General features: G+C 65.9%; 14 protein-coding genes and 1 tRNA gene. 11 read left to right on the top strand and 4 right to left on the bottom strand.

What is annotated here, in order from left to right; genetic code table 11:
* Both FRC96_RS20340 and xseB read left to right on the top strand, forming a co-directional pair.
* Positions 1 to 498 (top strand): exodeoxyribonuclease VII large subunit (locus tag FRC96_RS20340; protein WP_230470519.1); only part of this gene is annotated, 498 nt, incomplete at its 5' end.
* Entirely contained in the window at positions 495 to 725 is a 231-nt protein-coding gene (gene xseB / locus FRC96_RS20345) for an exodeoxyribonuclease VII small subunit (protein ID WP_146977341.1), read from the top strand. The genes FRC96_RS20340 and xseB, both read left to right, overlap by 4 nt.
* 3 nt (positions 726 to 728) lie before the next feature.
* On the opposite strand, the gene FRC96_RS20350 is transcribed toward xseB, so the two are convergent.
* Positions 729 to 1,283 (bottom strand): hypothetical protein, encoded by a 555-nt coding sequence (locus FRC96_RS20350; RefSeq protein WP_146977343.1) that lies wholly within the window; start codon positions 1,281 to 1,283, stop codon positions 729 to 731.
* 218 nt (positions 1,284 to 1,501) lie between these two features.
* Between FRC96_RS20350 and FRC96_RS22510 the strand changes: the two genes are divergently transcribed.
* Positions 1,502 to 3,433, top strand: a complete 1,932-nt coding sequence (locus FRC96_RS22510) for a GYF domain-containing protein (RefSeq protein WP_230470520.1) — start codon at positions 1,502 to 1,504, stop codon at positions 3,431 to 3,433.
* Positions 3,434 to 3,515: 82 nt separating this feature from the next.
* Here FRC96_RS22510 and FRC96_RS20360 read toward each other — a convergent pair whose 3' ends face one another.
* Positions 3,516 to 4,208 (bottom strand): hypothetical protein, encoded by a 693-nt coding sequence (locus tag FRC96_RS20360; protein WP_146977345.1) that lies wholly within the window; start codon positions 4,206 to 4,208, stop codon positions 3,516 to 3,518.
* Between the two features lie 77 nt (positions 4,209 to 4,285).
* Here FRC96_RS20360 and FRC96_RS20365 point away from each other — a divergent pair, with 77 nt between their 5' ends.
* Together FRC96_RS20365 and FRC96_RS20370 are read left to right on the top strand one after the other, a co-directional pair.
* Positions 4,286 to 5,515, top strand: a complete 1,230-nt coding sequence (locus FRC96_RS20365; RefSeq protein ID WP_230470521.1) for a DUF368 domain-containing protein — start codon at positions 4,286 to 4,288, stop codon at positions 5,513 to 5,515.
* A gap of 25 nt (positions 5,516 to 5,540) precedes the next feature.
* Positions 5,541 to 5,996: an RrF2 family transcriptional regulator gene (locus FRC96_RS20370; RefSeq protein ID WP_146977348.1), complete on the top strand. Its 456-nt coding sequence runs from the start codon at positions 5,541 to 5,543 to the stop codon at positions 5,994 to 5,996.
* Positions 5,997 to 6,092: 96 nt separating this feature from the next.
* Here FRC96_RS20370 and FRC96_RS20375 read toward each other — a convergent pair whose 3' ends face one another.
* Complete coding sequence (locus tag FRC96_RS20375) at positions 6,093 to 9,230, bottom strand: tetratricopeptide repeat protein (RefSeq protein ID WP_146977350.1); 3,138 nt, start codon at positions 9,228 to 9,230, stop codon at positions 6,093 to 6,095.
* 179 nt (positions 9,231 to 9,409) lie between these two features.
* Complete coding sequence (locus FRC96_RS20380; RefSeq protein ID WP_146977352.1) at positions 9,410 to 9,613, bottom strand: DUF465 domain-containing protein; 204 nt, start codon at positions 9,611 to 9,613, stop codon at positions 9,410 to 9,412.
* A 200-nt stretch (positions 9,614 to 9,813) separates the two neighbouring features.
* On the opposite strand from FRC96_RS20380, the gene FRC96_RS20385 reads away from it, so the two are divergent.
* The 6 genes from FRC96_RS20385 to FRC96_RS20410 all read left to right on the top strand — a co-directional run bounded on the left by FRC96_RS20385 (position 9,814) and on the right by FRC96_RS20410 (position 16,311).
* A tRNA-Gln gene (locus FRC96_RS20385) sits at positions 9,814 to 9,884 on the top strand.
* A gap of 102 nt (positions 9,885 to 9,986) precedes the next feature.
* Positions 9,987 to 10,205, top strand: a complete 219-nt coding sequence (locus FRC96_RS20390) for a hypothetical protein (protein ID WP_146977353.1) — start codon at positions 9,987 to 9,989, stop codon at positions 10,203 to 10,205.
* Positions 10,206 to 10,441: 236 nt separating this feature from the next.
* The gene (locus tag FRC96_RS20395) at positions 10,442 to 12,748 is read left to right on the top strand and encodes a HEAT repeat domain-containing protein (protein ID WP_146977355.1); all 2,307 of its coding nucleotides are present in this window, start codon (positions 10,442 to 10,444) and stop codon (positions 12,746 to 12,748) included.
* Between the two features lies 1 nt (position 12,749).
* On the top strand, positions 12,750 to 13,421 hold the full coding sequence (locus FRC96_RS20400; protein WP_146977357.1) for a DUF192 domain-containing protein: 672 nt from the start codon (positions 12,750 to 12,752) through the stop codon (positions 13,419 to 13,421).
* Positions 13,384 to 15,675 carry a tetratricopeptide repeat protein gene (locus FRC96_RS20405; protein ID WP_146977358.1) on the top strand — a complete coding sequence of 764 codons (2,292 nt, stop codon included), beginning with the start codon at positions 13,384 to 13,386 and terminating at the stop codon, positions 15,673 to 15,675. The genes FRC96_RS20400 and FRC96_RS20405 overlap by 38 nt, the downstream gene beginning before the upstream one ends.
* A 93-nt stretch (positions 15,676 to 15,768) precedes the next feature.
* Positions 15,769 to 16,311 (top strand): hypothetical protein, encoded by a 543-nt coding sequence (locus tag FRC96_RS20410; protein WP_146977360.1) that lies wholly within the window; start codon positions 15,769 to 15,771, stop codon positions 16,309 to 16,311.
* The last annotated feature ends 62 nt before the right edge of the window (positions 16,312 to 16,373 follow it).

The following is a 16,373-nucleotide window of genomic DNA, read 5'->3' on the forward strand; positions in this document are numbered from 1 at the left end:
GTGGCGGTGCGCCGCCGCGTGGAGCAGGCCGAACGCCTCACCCAGCGCGCCGAGGAGCGGCTGACCCGGGCGGTGGAGCGGCGCACCGATGATGCGCGGCGAGAGGTGGAGCGGGCCTCCCGCGGGCTCTCATGGCCGGCGGTGCAGGCGCGACTTCGGCGCAGGTCGGAGGAGCTTGGCGATCGCCAGGAGCGCCTCGATCGCGCCACCCGAGTGACGCTTAAGCAGGCCCGGGCGCAGCTGGAGTTTGCCGAGGAGCACCGCCGACTGCTTGATCCGGCCCGAGTGCTCGCCCGCGGCTTTGCGATTGTGCGCGGACCGCAGGGCGTGGTGCGTGAGCCGGGCCAACTCCCTGTAGGAGCCCGCTTTGAGGTGGAGCTCGCCGGCGGTCGCCTGGCGGCCACCCGTGCGCCTGACGCCGACGCCCCCAACCTTGATGATCCTTCTTCAACCGGCGCCGATCGCGCCGATGGTACGACGCCTGAGGAGACCCCATGAGCGAGTTTGCCACGCCCCCCGAAGAGAGCCTCAGCTATGGCGAAGCTATGGAAGAGCTCAACCGCATCCTGGCCGCCATCGAAGGCGACGCCGTCGATCTCGATGAGCTTGGCGAGCGGGTGGCCCGCGCCGCCGAGCTCATTCGCATGTGCCGCGAGAAGATCGATCAGACCGAGTTTCAGGTCCGCACGATCATCGAAGAGCTCGACGGGCGCGACGAGGACTAAAGCTCAGAGCACCTCGACGCGGAAGTCGGCGATGACGCGAAAACGGGCGGTCTGCTCGGGGGCGCTGCCGGAGGCGTCGCTGCTCAGGCGCATGCCTTCTTCGATATAGGGCTTGAGGTTGACGCCATCTTCGATCTCCAGGGCGAAATCGGTGGCGCCTTCCGGGGCCGGGTCGCGCCAGGCCAACTCCACCGCGGGAAGATCGGAGCCATCGCGTGTGGACTCGATCGTGATGGTGACCTCATCGATGAAGTCGAAGTTGGGCTCTTCGCTGTCGCTCTCGAGCCCGAAGGTCAGGTCGGTGAGGTAGACCGCTTTGGCGCCGTCGGCGTCCTGAGCTTGAAGTTCTTGCTCAAGGTTGACGCTCAGGGGGATGCGCGTCGGGAAGACGTCGCCCAGCCCCAGCAGGCTGCCGCCTCGTCCCTCGATCTCGATCACCCCGCTATCTTCGGTGATGGTGAAGGCGGCGATGCCGCAGGCGCTCAACCCGAGCATGAGGATGGCGAGCGCTGCGATGAGAAGATGGCGGCTGGACAGAGAGGGTGGGGAGAACATCATCAAAGCTCCGTTCGACACAAAGGGAGTGGGACAATCAACACGCTCGCGGGTTGGACGCGACCTGAAGAGGTTGCGCACACACGCATCGCGTTTCAAGTTTGGGCGGTTGGCATCCCTCAAAGAGGGGGCGCAAGGCCGCTTGTCACATAGGGTTACGAGCGGTAGAGTTGCCCCGATTTTCCGAGGCCCAGACAGGCCCGAATGAGGACTCAATCTGCATGAAGTTCTACTGCGACAGTTGCCAGACCAAGTACTCGATCGCCGATGAGAAGGTTCGAGGCAAGGTTCTGAAGGTGCGCTGCAAGAAATGCAGCCACATCATCACGGTACGCGAGGCGAGTCGGCCGGCGGCGGCCGCACCTCCGGCTGCACCCGGTGCGCGCACGGTGGCCTGGCACTATGCCATCAACGGCCAGTCGTTTGGGCCGATGGCCGAAGAGGTGCTCCGCCAGAAGGTCGCCTCGGGTGAGGTCGGTGACGCGGCGTACCTCTGGAATGAGACCTTCGGCGACTGGAAGCCGCTGCGCGCGGTCGCGGAGTTTGCCGACGCGCTGGCGCAGGCCCAGGCCGTCAAGCCCTCGCCGCGCACCATCGGGGTTAAAGAGGCCCTCAGCGCGGTCAGCGCGCCCGAGGACGCCGGGCTGGGGCTCGGGGCTGAGCCCAGCTTCACCGAGGCCGAGCCCAGCGAGGCTGAGGACGACGCGACGGTCGTCGATCTGAACCGCTCCGAGGTGCTCAAAGCGGCGGCTGCCCGTCAGGCGGCGAGCGCCGATAAGGCGGTGGAAGGTTTCAAGGCGAGTCTCGAGTCGACGGGCGAAGGTGCGCGTAAAGATCGTCTGGCGAAACTTCGCGAGCGCCTGCACCTCGATGAGGACGAAGCCGAAGAGGAAGACGACGCTGCGACCGAGCCCGCCTTCGGCGGAGACGACGCGCAACCCGACAGCGGCATGGACTTCGCTCTGGGCGACACGCTGGATGCGGGCGACGATGCCCCGCAGACGCACAGCGAGCCCACCTCGGAGCATGACGGGCTTTTCGGTGGGTTTGATGTGCCGAGTGCGACCACGCCAGCAGGCGCCCAGCCTCAGCAGAAGGCGCAGGAGGGCGATGCGCAGGAGGACCAGCCCACCGACGCGGTGCCCTTCTTCCCCAGCGCACCCAGGCTCGGTGACCCCAAGGCGACCTCATCAAGTCGCCTGGAGGAGATCACCGGGAGCCTGCTGATTCAGCTCAATTCCATCAAGAAAGACAGCCGCAAGCGCATGATCTTCTTCGGAGCGGCGGCGCTCGTTCTGGTGTGTGTGATCGGGGGCGTCGGTTACGTGGTGGCCACCTCGGAGTCGACGGAGGTCGTGGACACCGGGCCGAAGGTGCGTTTCGATAACCTGGGTCAGGCGCCGAAGTTCAACAAGTACTCCAAAGAGCAGGCCGCGCGCGCGACCAGCATGTTTGTGATCGAAGAAGACATCGTGATCTCCCGCGAAGAGGGCCGCGCGGCCTTTGAGCAGGAAGAAGAAGCGCGTAAGGCGGGTAAGAGCGCCGAAGAGATCCGCCGCGAGCAAATCGCGCGCGCCGAGAACAACCCGCGGCTTCTTCCGAAGATCGACGCCAACGCCCTGCGCTTTGAAGGGGGCTCCACCGAGGGCGCCCAGATCGGTCGCGGGACGTCGAGCTCCGGCATCAACCGTGACGGCGTGGGCGCGACCGCCGGTGGCTTTGAGGTCGGCGGGCTGGCGGGTGCGGCGGAGGCCAACGTGGCCGATGACCGCTTCCAGCGGATGGCGGCGCTCAAGACCGAGTCGAACCGGGAGATCTACCGCCCGCATGCGGAGCTGGAGGCCGGTCGCAAAGCCAAAGGCCCGCAGGGGCTCTCTCCGGAAGAGGTCGCCCAGGGATTTCGTACGGTCTCGCAGAGCATCGGGCTGTGCCGCGAGCGCCACATGTGGCGCGGTGGCACCATTGATGCGCGACGCATTCACCTGACGCTGCAGGTGCTCAACACCGGGCGTATCGGGCGCATCAAGCTGGAGCCGGATTCGTTGGAAGGCACCGAGTTTAGTCGGTGCATGAACACGCACCGTGACCGGTGGAGCTTCCCGAGCTTCAACGGAGAGCCCATCGAAGTTCGCGCGCCCTTCGTGCTGCAGTGAGCGGGACGGTGTCCTCTCTCCATAAAAAAGCCCGGCTCTGGCGAGCCGGGCTTTTTTATGTTGGGGAGCGTCGAGGAGGGCTTCAGGGGGCGGGATCGGGTGTTGTGGTTTCAAGAGCGCGAAGCTCTTCGCGAAGCAGCTCCAGATCGACTGCGGTGAGGCGATCGTTGTGGGCGTGAAGATGTTCTGCAGTGCGTTCGATCCATGCCCGAGCCTGGGCGATGGCGCCGGCACGTACGAAGTCTTCGGCGATCTCAAAGAGGGTGTCTCCCGGGGAGGCTTCCGGCGCCACGCCAAGCGCATCCTGGTAGAGGCGGTCGGCATCTTCGGGATGTCCGGCGAGCAGGGTTAGCCAGGCCTTCGCGCGCGCCGACGAGAGGGGCAGGGGATGGGGCGCGCCTGCGTCAACGTCGATCACAGCGAGGGCGTCCGGAAGTCGTGCGGCCCGGGCGAGGGCGGCGGCGCGTTGCAAGGCGATCTCGCCATAGTTCAACGCCGGATGGTGGCGCTCGCCGGTGAGGATCGCCTCGCAGATTGTCAAAAAATCGTCGGGGCGTTGCAGCTGCAGGCAGCGGCGGGCCAGCGCCCAGCGCTCCAGATCGCTCTGCAACTCGCTGAGGGGAAGCTCGTCATCGAGCGGCGCCAGGAGCCAACGGTCATGGCGGGCGGCCTCCCCGATGGAGGTGACCTCCCATGCGTGGTAAAGGTATCCGGCTTCGTCGTCGAGGTAGTCAGGGTAGTTGTCGCCAATCGATGGTGCGAAGTCGTCGGACATCGTTCAACCTTTCGGGGCGTGGAGACGCCCCCATAAAGCGCGCTCATTGCCAGGGCGCGCGAAGAGATGAGGCAGGGATGCAGCGAGTGTTGCTCTATTTTAAAGGCGTGTGCATGGGCATCGCCGACATCATTCCGGGGGTCAGTGGCGGCACGCTGGCGTTGATTCTTGGAATCTACACCGAGCTGGTCAATACGATAAAGGGGCTCAACCTGCGGTGGGTGGCCCCTCTGGGGCGGTGGTTGACCCAGGGACGGAAAGACGAGGATCGGCGCGCGCTGATCGCTGCACTCGAGAAGCTCAACCTGGTCTTTTTGATGGTACTTGGCGCCGGCATCGCCACGGCCATCGCCGTCGGGGGGCTGGTGCTGCCGGGGCTCTTGGAGCGCTATCCGGAGGTGATGCGGGCGCTCTTCTTCGGGCTGATTCTGGCGAGTGTGCCGGTGCCCTTTAAGATGATCGAGTTTCGCGACAGCCGCATGAAGGCTGTGGCGGCTGTGGCGGTCGTGTTTGGGGTGATCTTCGGGTGGGTGCTGACCAACCCGGCCACCACCTTCGAGACTCAGATGACCTGGAAAGAGGTCAGCTCTCAGGAGCAGACCATGCGGGATGTGGTGCGCGAAGGCCCCAGCGCCTGGGCGGCCGAGCAGGTCTACTGGGCGCCTCAGAATGAAGCGCTGCGAGAGGCGATGGCCCAGGCCTATCCCGAGTTGAATCTCGCGCCCCCGGGGGCCGAGGCCGCGCAGGATAAAGATGCGGTCAAGGCGCGCAGCGAGGCCTATGAGGCGTTGACCATCCCGGCCGGCACGCCTGTGCAGATCCCGCAGCCGGCGCCCTGGTACATCTTTGTGGTGGGGATGATCGCGATCTGCGCGATGATCCTTCCGGGGATCAGCGGGTCGTATCTTCTGCTGATTCTGGGCGGGTATTTCTTTGTGCTCAATGCGCTCAAAGGCGTCCTCACGGGGCTGGCCTCGGGGAGTCTTCCGATGAACGCGGCGATGTATGTGGGGCTCTTTATGGTGGGGGCGGCCGTTGGCATTTTGAGCTTCTCGCGGGTGTTAAGCTGGTTGTTGCACCGCTTCACTGTGCCCACACTCGGGGTGTTGGTGGGGCTGATGCTGGGCTGTCTTCGGGGCATCTGGCCCTTTCGGGGGATGGCGTCGGGCTATGTGGTCAATGTGATGCCGGCCGGCATCAACGGCACCGTGATCGCGTCGATCATCGCCGCGCTTGTGGGGGCGGTGCTGGTGACGGTGTTGGGCAAGGTTGGCAGCGCCCACCCATCGGGCTCGCTGGAGAGCTGAGGCCGCCGCAGCAGAGGAGCAGGTCATGGAGATTAGCGCACGGACGATGTACGGGCTTCGCGCCCTGGTGACCCTCGCAGGGGCCCGAAGTTGCGAGCCGATGAGCATTCAGACGATCGCCGACGAGGAGGAGCTTCCGGGGAAGTTTCTGGAAGGGATCATGGCCGACTTAAAACGCGGCGGGTTCGTGCGCAGCAAGCGGGGGGCCAACGGCGGGTACATGCTGGCGAGGCCGGCCAGCGAGATCACGCTGCTCAGCGTGATCCGTCACCTGGACGGGCCGGTCGCGCCGCTGGGCTACGAAGATCGCACGGCGGCGGCCGAGGGCGAGCTCACCGAGCGGCAGCGGGCGTTTGGGCCGGTCTGGTGTGAGGTGCGCGATGCGACGATCCGCGTGCTGGAGCGTTATACGATTCAGTCGATCGCCGACAGCGTGCCCGAACTTCGTCTGGAGGACTTTCGGCCCATCTACCAGATCTGAATTCGCACGTTTTGAGCGTGAACAAAAAGAGCGCGCTTGCCAGTGGCGAGCGCGCTCTCTTTGTGTGTGGGAGCTACCTGTGGGGCCCGGCCGGGCTCAGAAGTTGGGCATCTCCAGGTAGTCCTGACGGACGTTCTGACCGACGTAGAGGGGCTCGCCATCTTCGTAGATGCGCAGGTAGAGGTTCACAAAGCGCAGCACCTTTTTGGCGTAGCCGCGGGCCTCGGCGTAGGGGATCTCTTCGATAAACTCATCGAGCGGGATCTGATGGCCGCGCATCTCCAGCCAGGCGCCGACGCGGTGCGGGCCGCCGTTGTAGCCGGCGAAGGCAAAGAGCTCCTGGCCGTGGAACTTCCGCACAAGGCGGCTGAAGTAGAAGATGCCGTGGGCGATGGCGTTATCTTCTTCGAGAAGATCGTAGGGGCCGAAGTCTTCGTCACCGAAGAGGTCGGCGATCTTCAGGCCGGTGCGCGGGATCACCTGCAAGAGCCCCAGGGCGTCGGCGCGGCTTAAGGAGTCGGGGTTGAAGGAGCTCTCGACCAGCATCAAGGCCCAGATCATGTAGGGGTTGACCCCGTGTTGTTTGGCCAGGGGGATGACCTTCTCGGGGAAGGCGCGGGGGTAGGCCATCATCCAGTAACGGCGGGCCTCGCCCTCGGGGGCGCGGCGCAGCCACCAGGTGTTGCCGAGCGCGTGGCGACGGACCAGATGATAGTCACCGACCTCCTGGAAGGCGTGAACCAGCACGGTATCAAGACGGCGCCGGCGATCGAAGATGGCCTGCTGGCGCGCGATCTGGGCGCGTCGCTCCGAGGTGGTTGTGGCCACCGGGAAGCGCAGCTCATCGGACTCCATGCCCCAGAGCTGGGCCTGCTTTCGGGGCGGGCGGTTGTCGATGTAGTAGCCCCACCGGCGGTAGGGGAGCTCCACCGGGCTGGAGCCGGCGCGGGCGCGTCGCGAGAGGCCACGAAACTCCAGGCTGACGTCGCGGATGACGCGGCGGGCCTCGGTGGTCCAGCCGGCCTGCCAGAGCCAGCGGGCGCGCTCCAGGTTGGGAAAGAGCTCCCCGGCCTCTTCGACCGCGCGGGCCAGCCCCCCGCGGTGGGTGTCGTCATCGTAGGCTGTGATGGCCTCGGGCACCGGCCCGATCATCTCGCCACGTGCATAGTTCACAAAGGCCATGTCGGAGCCGTTACGGCCTCCCCAGTAGATGCGGGCCTCGGCGTTGTAGCGCACGCGGCCGGCGGGGCGAGTGAAGTCGACCTCGCCGGAGGGCACACGCGCCTGGGGGGCGTTTCGATCGTCGAGGCCGGCGATGTTGTCGCGGTCGGTGTCATCGATCTCGTCGCGGGAGGTGTCGGGCTCTACGCCCAGAAGTTGGGAGGGCGCGATGAGGGGGCGGCCCGGGTTCCAGGTCAGCCCGACGCCGGGAGCGACCATCGAGGGCGTTGAGACGCAGCCGTCGTCTTCGGGATCGCAGGGCGTGGCGTAGTACGGACCGGTGTCGGTGCGGCGTACCGGGCCTTCTTCGGTGAGCGCGCCGGGCAGCGGTGTGGCGCGCGGATCCTGATAGGTGCCCGGGGCCTGACGAAAGCCGTAGAAGGAGGCTTCGTCGAAGGCGTCGAAGACCTCATCGGAGCTCTCGACGACCCGCTCGGCCTGGACGAAGCCACCGTCGCTTCCGGCGCGCTGGCGAAGGTCGAGAAGGCGCCCGGCGGCCTGAAGTCCGTAATAGCTCGTGGGGTAGGCCTGAGCCACGTCATCGAAGACCAGGGCAGCTTCTTCGTCGTTGCCGCTGCGCTCCAGGGTGCGCGCGGTCCAGTAGAGGTACTTGGCGCGGTTCTGGCCGCTGGAGCGATCCGCCAGACGCCGCAGGTTTTCGTACGCCTCGTCGAACTTCCCGCTCTTATAGAGCAGGTAGGTGTAGTGCCACCCACGTTTGCGGTAGGCGCTGTAGAGCCGGTCGTAGGCGGCGAGGGCCTCGGGGTAGCGGCCGTGCTGCTCGTAGAAGCCCGCAAGTGCGCTCAGGAGCTCCCGGGCGGGTTCGCCGCGGTAGAGTGTCTCCAGCGCTTCGATGGCTTCATCAAAGCGCCCCAGGCGCGCCAGGGCGAAGCTGTGGAAGCGGTAGAGCGTGCGTTTGCTCATGCCGGCTTCATTGCCGGCTTCAAAACGCCGCCGGGCCTCCTCGAAGTAGGGGAGTGAGGCCTCGAACTGGTGGCTGTAATAACGGTTAAGCGCGATCTCGAGCGTGACCTCGTTCTCAAAAGCCGAGTCGCCGCTCTCGGTGGCGTGCTCTTCGAGCAGGCCGGTGAGCAGTTCGTGGGCCAGCGGCCAGAATTTGTCGACGCGAAGTTGGCGGAAGCGTTTGAGACGATCCTCACGGGGGATTTCGGCGATGGTAACCCCCTGTTCACGCAGTACGTCGAGGCGTTCCAGCGCGAGCTCTCCTTCTTCTTTATAAGGAAACTCAAACCAGGCCAGCTGGTAGGAGCGGGCGGCGTCTTGAGGGCGGTCGGTTGCCTCGAGCGCGCGCCCCTGCAGGTAGAGGATGATGTGGCGGCGCGGGTAATCGGGGAACATCTCGGCGATCTGCGTGAGCACGGGGGCGGCCTGCTCATAGCGCTCGGCGGCCATCAGCGCTTCGGCCTGAGCGGCGCGCGCGCGCCAGATCATGGGGCTGTCTTTGGCCTCGTAGACGCGCTCGTAGGCCTGGGCGGCCTCCTGGTGGCGTTCCAACGCGCTCAGGTTGAGCGCGCGCAGGTAGCTGACGTAATCGTCGATGGGCGTGCTGCCCTCCAGCGCGTCGAGGTGCGTGAGCGCGGTGGCGTGGTCGCCCTGATGGTAGGCAAGGTACGCGCGCTGAAAGTGCGTCAGGTTGCGCGTGGAGGCCGACGTGTCGCACTCAATCTGGAGCAGCGCATCGAGCGCGGCGGCCGCCTCGTCGGGGCGCTGCCAGAGCAGCGCCTGTCGAGCTTCCTCCCCAATAAGGGAGGCAGTAGCGCATTGGCGCGCGGCGTCTCGGGCGGCATCGGCCGATCGATCCAGGATCTGGCGCGCCTGAACAAGCGCGCTCGGGCGTGGGCTTTTGGCCTGGCCGGCGCGGGCCATCGCGCTGACGCGCGCCTCACCATCCTGGGCGGGGGCGGAGTCGGCGCCGAAACTAAAAAGGGCGATCGCGACGGTGGCCGCCAGCGCTCCCGCAGCCAGCCGGGGGGCAGGGGGACGTCGAGTCATGGAAGGGTGCCTGGGTGACGGACGTGGTCAGTGAAGGTACGAGGCCGCAGCTCGACGGAGGTCACACGCCTTCTAGAGCGTGTCACACCGCCGGGGGATGCGTTCGGTAAACCGCGGCGCGAAGCGACGCTATTTCGCCGCACCAAAAGCTAACGCCGATGAGCGCCTGCGGCGAGTTTTTAGCTCTGGTGTTCGAGCGCGCGCATGGCGTCTTTGATGGCGAGCTTTCGCTTCTTGATGACGCGAGCCTCAAACTGCTCTTCGGGGGAGAGCGATCGCAGCTTCTCGAGTGCCTGAAGTCGCTCCTTAAGCTCGAGGTGTTGAGCGCGAAGCTCGTCGAGCGAACGGGGGCCTTCGGACATCGGGGTTCTGCGCTGCTGCATAGCGTCCTCGCCATAGGGTAGGGGGGATGGCCTCAAGCTCACCCTTGAGGGCCATAGCTCCAGTGTGGGGATCTGCGGGGAAATATTCAACCGTCACACCTGTTATCCTCGGGTCAAAAGGCCAAAACCTGTTGACACACCCCTGCCCATCGGATAGCTATCCGCCTCCCAGAGGGGATGCCCGGCTACGACGGGCGTGCTCGGGGATCGTCTAACGGCAGGACAGCGGGTTCTGGTCCCGTCAATCTAGGTTCGAATCCTAGTCCCCGAATGACGTCACTCACCAGAACCGAGTGATGCGGCATTTAACCACGAAAGACGCCACCGAAAGCGCACGACGCGCGACCGGGGCTTCACAGAGCAGGGAATCGATATGGCTACCAAGCGTCCCGCAAAGATCGCGAGTAAGAAAAAAGGCAAAGCCGACAGCCGCACCTGTCCGGTGTGCCAGACCGAGATGCAGATCACGCGCGTGATGCGCTTCACCGAAGGGCCCAGCGGCATGCTGTGGGCCTGCACGAGCAACTCCTGCCTGGCGCTGGTCTCCAAGCACGGCCAGCACGTGGGCAGCCTGCTCGACAAGAGCGCCTGATTGTGCATCGCATTCTGTCGCGCGTCGCCCGCGACGCCGACGACGAGAGAGCCCGCCTTCGAGCGGGCTTTTTTGTGGCCAGAGTCGGGCCGTACCGGTCGACTCTGTTTGGAATGATCTTGAAGAAGCGCCGTCTTATAGGTCATGGTGGCGGGCTCCAAAGTAGAGGTTCGACCAAGGACGACCTTTCACCGTGAGCGCGACGACGTCGAACAACGATCGCAGGAGAAGGCTGGATGATGAAAGCGAAGAAGCGGATAGGCGCCCTGGTAGCGGGCCTGTTGATGTCGGCCGGGACACTCACCGCGGTGCCCCAGGCGTGGGCTCAGGGTGGAAACGTGCGCTTCTCCTACGAGGAGGTGCGACTGGCCGACCAGCGCGACTATATGCTGGTGCCACGCGCCGAGGGCTCGCTGGCCGGGGAGGTCACCACGGAGACGCTGGAGCGGGCCTTTGAGAGCCTCCGCCGCGCCAAGCGTCCCACGTACGGAAACTCCTATGTGGAGGTCTCCGGTCGGGTGCCGGAGCGGGCGACGGTCGAGGTGCATATTGACCGCAACCACGCTCAGTACGCGCTGATCATCATCGCCGAGGCCGTCTACACCATGACGGAGTTCGGGGTGCCGGCGGTGAGCTTTCCGGGGCACGCGGATCGTCCGCTGACCCGCGCCGATGTGCCTTTTGCGGCGTATACGCTGAGTGTGCCGCTGTGGAAGGTCGTGCCCCCGGGGCCGGTGACCAGCGCTCAGGTGATCATGCCCGATGGTGAGCTTGTGGCGATGTCGCAGGTGCGCGAGCGCTGGGCGAGTGAGCGCGGGGCGGTCGTCGATCAGGTCTACAGCTACCTGGACGCGGTGCAGTCCCACACGGTGCGCTCGGCGGTGGAGGTGTTGCCGAAGCTCGGGGAGCTGCGCCTCGATGCGGTGCTCCCGCTGCTGAGTCACGAGGATGCCCGGGTGCGTCAGTCCACGCTGCGTGTTCTCGAAGAAGAGGCCGGTGAGGAGCGTGTGCTCACAGCGGTTGCCGAGCGCATGCCCGATGAGTCGAGCGCCACGCTGGCGCGGGCGATGGCCGAGTTCCTGGGCGAGGCCCGCGATAAGACCTTTAACGTCCAGAAGCAGTTCTTCCTGCTGCGCCGGGGCGAAGATGCCGAGAAGTTGGCCGCCGCCGAGGCGCTGGCCGGGTTCTCGGGTGATGAGCGCGTGGTCGAGCTTCTGGTCGCGACCCTCAGCGCCGAGAATAACGAGCTCGCGATGCGCGCTGCGGCGTCGCTCGAAGCGCTGGATGCCCATGAGGCCCGGGTGGCCGCTCTGGGCACCGACGCGATCGACGCCGAGGTTCGCCTGCAGCTCGCCGACGACCTCTCGGCCGACGATAAGCCCGCTGACGTGCGTCTGGCCGGGTTGAGCTATATCGCAAAACATCGCACCGAGGGGCACATCAATCAGGCGCTCAATGAGGTCGCCACGCTCAACACCGACGCCGGTCGCCAGGCGCTGGAAGCCTTCTTGAGCGACGAGAGCGCCCGCCGGCGTGCGGCGGCCACCGAGGCCCTGGTGCTACAGAATAATGTGGCCAGCGTCGCCGCACTCCGAGAGCGCGCCGAGGATGCCTCCGGCGCCGAAGAGGAGCGACTTACGGAGGCGGCCTACACCATCATGGTCGGGCAGTCGCTCGATGAGGTGCTTACGCAGACCGAGTCGCGCAACCTGGCCGTGCAGCGCGTAGCCTACGAGGCCCTTGGCGAGCGCGCTGCGCGCCAGGGGGGCTCGCCATCCTCCCAGGTGCTCACGCGCCTGCTGGAGGGAAGTGAGAGCCGCGACGACGCCATCCGCGGCGCTGCGGCCCGCGCCCTCGGGCAGATCGGTGGGGAGCGCGCGCTAACTCGCCTCAGTGAGATGAGTGAGGATCGCTCCGCGGAGGTGCGCCGCAGCGTGGCGCTCGCGCTGGGGAACGCTCCCTCCAACCAGCAGGCCGATACGTTGACCGCCTACCTCGACGACAGCGATCCGAGGGTGGTCGCTGCGGCGGTCGACGCGATGGGGATGCGCAACGATCCGAGCGCGATCGAGCGCATTCGCCCGATGGCCACGCATGAGTCGCCGGCGGTGCGCGCTGCGGCGCTGCGCGCGCTGACGACCTTTACGATCGGTGGTGACACCGAGTCGGTGCGCCGCCACCTCGGTCTTTTAGGGGGCGCGGTCAATGATCCGGCTCGCGAGGTGAAGATCGCCGCGCTCAATCAGCTCGGGCGCTTCGATCTGGCGATGGCGGTGACCAACATCGCGCTGCAGGTCAACTCCGAGGAGCCCGAACTTCGGGCGGTGGCCGTCCGCGCCCTGGGCAACACCGGCCACGCCAGCGCCCAGCCCCTGGTGGAGACCGCGCTGCGCGATGGCGCCACCGAGGTGCGCCGCGAGGCGATCGTCGCGATGGCGAAGATGCCCGGCAGCACCAAAAAGGCGCGCCTGCAGACCCGCCTGGAGTCCGAAGACGATCCGCAGCTCAAGGCGCTGATCCGCTCGACCATCGAGGAGATCTGAGATGCCCCTGACCTCCGGCACGACAGCGTCGTCGGTGAGCCGCGGATGCCTCGTGCTGCTGGTGGGGCTGATGACGATGGCGTTTAGCTGCGAGCACACCTCGGGAGCGGAAGAGAGCGTCGCGTCCGACAGCGGGCGCAGCGAGGACGAGGCCTCGACCTGCGTGCTCGATGAGCACTGCGAGAGCTTCTATCGGTGCATCGAGAGCACCTGTCAGGTGCCCCCGGCGATGAGCGGCCAGCGTGACGAGGAGACGCCCGTGCTCAGCTTCTTCTCCCCCGACGTTGAGGTGCCCGAGGAGGGCGGTGAGCCACTGGTGAGCTTTTATACCGAGCTCGCGCTCACCGCGGCCGAGCAGTCGCGTGGGTTGATGTACCGCCCGCACATGCGCAACGACTGGGGGATGCTCTTTATCTACCCCGCCGAGCGCACGCTCTCCTTCTGGATGAAGAACACGTTGATTCCCCTCGACATGATCTTCATCGATGACGCCGGCGAGGTCGTCGGGGTCGTGGAGATGGCGGAGCCGCAGACGCTTACGCCGCGCAGCGTGGATCGGCCGGCGCGCTACGTCTTTGAGATCAACGGTGGGTTGAGCGCCGAGCTGGGTATCGGCGAAGGCACCCGGGTACGATTTGAAAACATGGAAGGTCATCACACGCCGCGTCGCTGAGCTGCACCTGACGCGTACCTACCTGGTCGCCCTGGGGGCATGTGCTCTCGCGGCGGTGGTGCTCTCCTTTGTGCCCCTGCTCAACCTTGTGGGCTATGAGTCCGCAGCGTTCTTCGGGGTGCTCGGCGGGCTGCTCGCCACGGGGCTCACCGTGGCTGATGCGCGCCGCTTCGACGCGCTGAAGGGGCGCGCGCTGGACTTCGGGAGGCTCGCGCTGCGCAACCTGGCGCTGCTGATCGCGCCGCTGCTGATCCTGTCGCTCAACGGGCTTAGGGTTCCCAACTGCGACTGGGGAGCTGGCCTGAGCTTCTGGGCGCTGATCTCGGTGATGGCGGTGCTGATGGGCACGGCCAGCGCCTGGGTCGCGGTGACGGTGCTCCGAGGCCGTAAAGTCTCATACGCGCTGGCCTTCGGGTTGCCGCTGCTCGATGCCGCGGCGCTGGCGTACCACCTTGCAACCCAGCCCCCGATCGTCGGGCATCAGTGGTTTCTGGGTTATTTTGGCGGCTCCATCTACGATGAGGCGCTGGCGGTGCCTGTAAGCCTCATCGTCTACCGGGCATTGCACGCTCTGGCGATCGTGGCTGTGGTCGCGGCGCTCGACGCGCGCTGGCGCTGGAAGCAGGGCGCGCGCGCCGGCTGGACGGCGACCCTGGCGCTGGGAGCAACGCTCGCGATGGCAGTGGGGTTTGCCCACCGCCAGGACGCGGGCATCGCCATCGATCGCGACCACATCATCGCGGAGCTCGGCGGCGTCATTGAGACTGAGCACTTCTTGATCTATCACCCGCAGACGCGCGCCTGGCAAAAGAAGGCCCCGCTGCTCGCCGAAGATCATGAGTACCGCTACGACCAGCTCAAGCGCTTCTTCGGTACCGATCCCGTGGCCGAGCACGGTCGAAAGGTGCGCAGCTTCGTCTACGCCGATCGCGACTCCAAGGGCGCGCTGATGGGCGGGCGCAACACCATGGTGGCCAAACTCTGGCTGCACGAGATGCACATCCTCTGGCGCGGCACCGGCGATCGGATGCTCACCCATGAGTTGGCGCACATCTTCACCGAACCCTTTGGCAGCGGCCCGTTGAGGCTGAGCATGCAGCGCGGCGTGGGCGTGAATATGGGGCTCGTCGAAGGGGTGGCCTTTGCCGCTGAATGGCCCGCCCGTGAACTCGACGCTCACCAGGCCAGCCGCGCGATGCGCGAGCTGGGCATTGCCCCGGACCTCGGAGCCCTGCTGGGCGCGTCGGGTTTCTGGACCCAGGCCTCCGGCCGGGCCTACACCCTGATGGGCTCCTTTGTGCGCTACCTCATCGATACCTACGGCATTGAGCGCTTTAAAGAGGTCTACGGTGAAGGCCACTTTGAGGAGGTCTATGGCAACGACGTGGGCGCGCTGGTCGGGGAGTGGGAGCGCTTTGTCGACGCCCTCGATCTCAGTGAGGATCAACGCGAGGTGGCGCGCTACCTCTACGATCGCCCCAGCATCTTCGTCAGGGTCTGCGCCCGCACCATGGCGGAGTGGCGACGTCAGGCCAACGAGGCCTCCCGAGACGGCCAGCCGGCGGAGGCCATCGTGCTCTTAAGGCGCGTGCTCGATGCGCAGCCCGAGCTGCTCTGGGCACACCTGGAGCTGGCGCGCGCCCTGGCGCAGATGGGCCAGATGGATGAGGCCCTCGATCTTCTGGAGGCGCGTCAGCAGAGCCCCTTAAGCCCGGTGGAGCGCGCGGAACTCGAAGCCCTGATGGGCGATCTACGCTGGAGGGCGGGTCGCGCAAAGGAGGCGTCGCAGAGCTACGCGTCGTGCCTGGAGGTCGGAGTGCCCGTCGATCTGGAGCGCTCCCTGCAGATGCGTCTGCGCTATGCGCGACGCGAACAACGCCGCGCGCGCTCCTATCTGATCGACACCCCCGGTGGTGCGATGGGCATGTACCGGTTGATGCGCTGGGATGAGGAGACCCCCGAGGACCCCGGGGTAGCCTACCTGATCGGCCGTCGCCTCTGGCAGAGCGAGGAGTGGGTCGAGGCGCGCCCCTGGCTGGAGCGTGCCCAGGGCTCACTTGGCGTCGAGGTGCTGGACGCTGAGGCCGCCCTGATGTTAGGTCAGGTCCACTATTTCCTGGGCCGTGCGCAGGATGCTCAAGCGCTCTTTGAGGCGCTGAGTCACTCCCCGTTGACCCGTTACCGCGAAGAGGCGCGTCAGTGGCTTGATCGCCTGCAGTGGAAAAGGAATAGCATCGAGAATGGAGTGCGTTAGACGTCGCGCCGCCGGAGTCCACCGGTGGGCCCGCCCATGAAGAACTTCTGAGGGAGCTTTCCGCGCTTCCCACGTACTGAGCAGGAGCCCTGTATGTTGATGCCCCGAGGTATCGCCCGCGCCGCCGTGGCGCTGATGACGCTTATCTTTGTGACACTGAGCCTGGGCTGTGCCTCGCGCTACATCACCCCCGATTCGCTCTACACCGATGATCCGGAGTTCCGCATCGACGCCGAGAGCGAGATCGTCGACACCACCGAGGCGCGCGAAGTGCTCGATGTGCTCTATCGCTACCGCCGGGCGGTCGTGGAGAAGGACTACGGCACCCTCAATCAGCTCGTCAGCGATGACTATTACGACAACGCCGGGACCACCGAGACGACCTCGGATGATTACGGCCGCGATGAACTCGTCTCCGTGCTCGAGATGACCGCACAGCACGCCGACCGCATCCAGATGGCCGTGGTCGTCAAGGGGCTGAAGGTGGAGGGCGCGCGCGCCCACGTCGACTACGAGTACGACTACGCCTACCAGTACGAGGTGGGTGATATGAAAACCTGGGATGCGGGCGTGGACGTCAACCGCCTGCGCCTGGTGCACGAAGAGGACCGCTGGAAGATCGTCGGCGGGCTCTGATGCGGCACCCTGTTTCAGGGTTCGGTTTTCCCAACACGAACGACGAGAGCGTGACGTAGAAC

Origin of the sequence: Lujinxingia vulgaris (assembly GCF_007997005.1) — a bacterium.
In the GTDB taxonomy this organism is placed as follows: domain Bacteria; phylum Myxococcota_A; class Bradymonadia; order Bradymonadales; family Bradymonadaceae; genus Lujinxingia.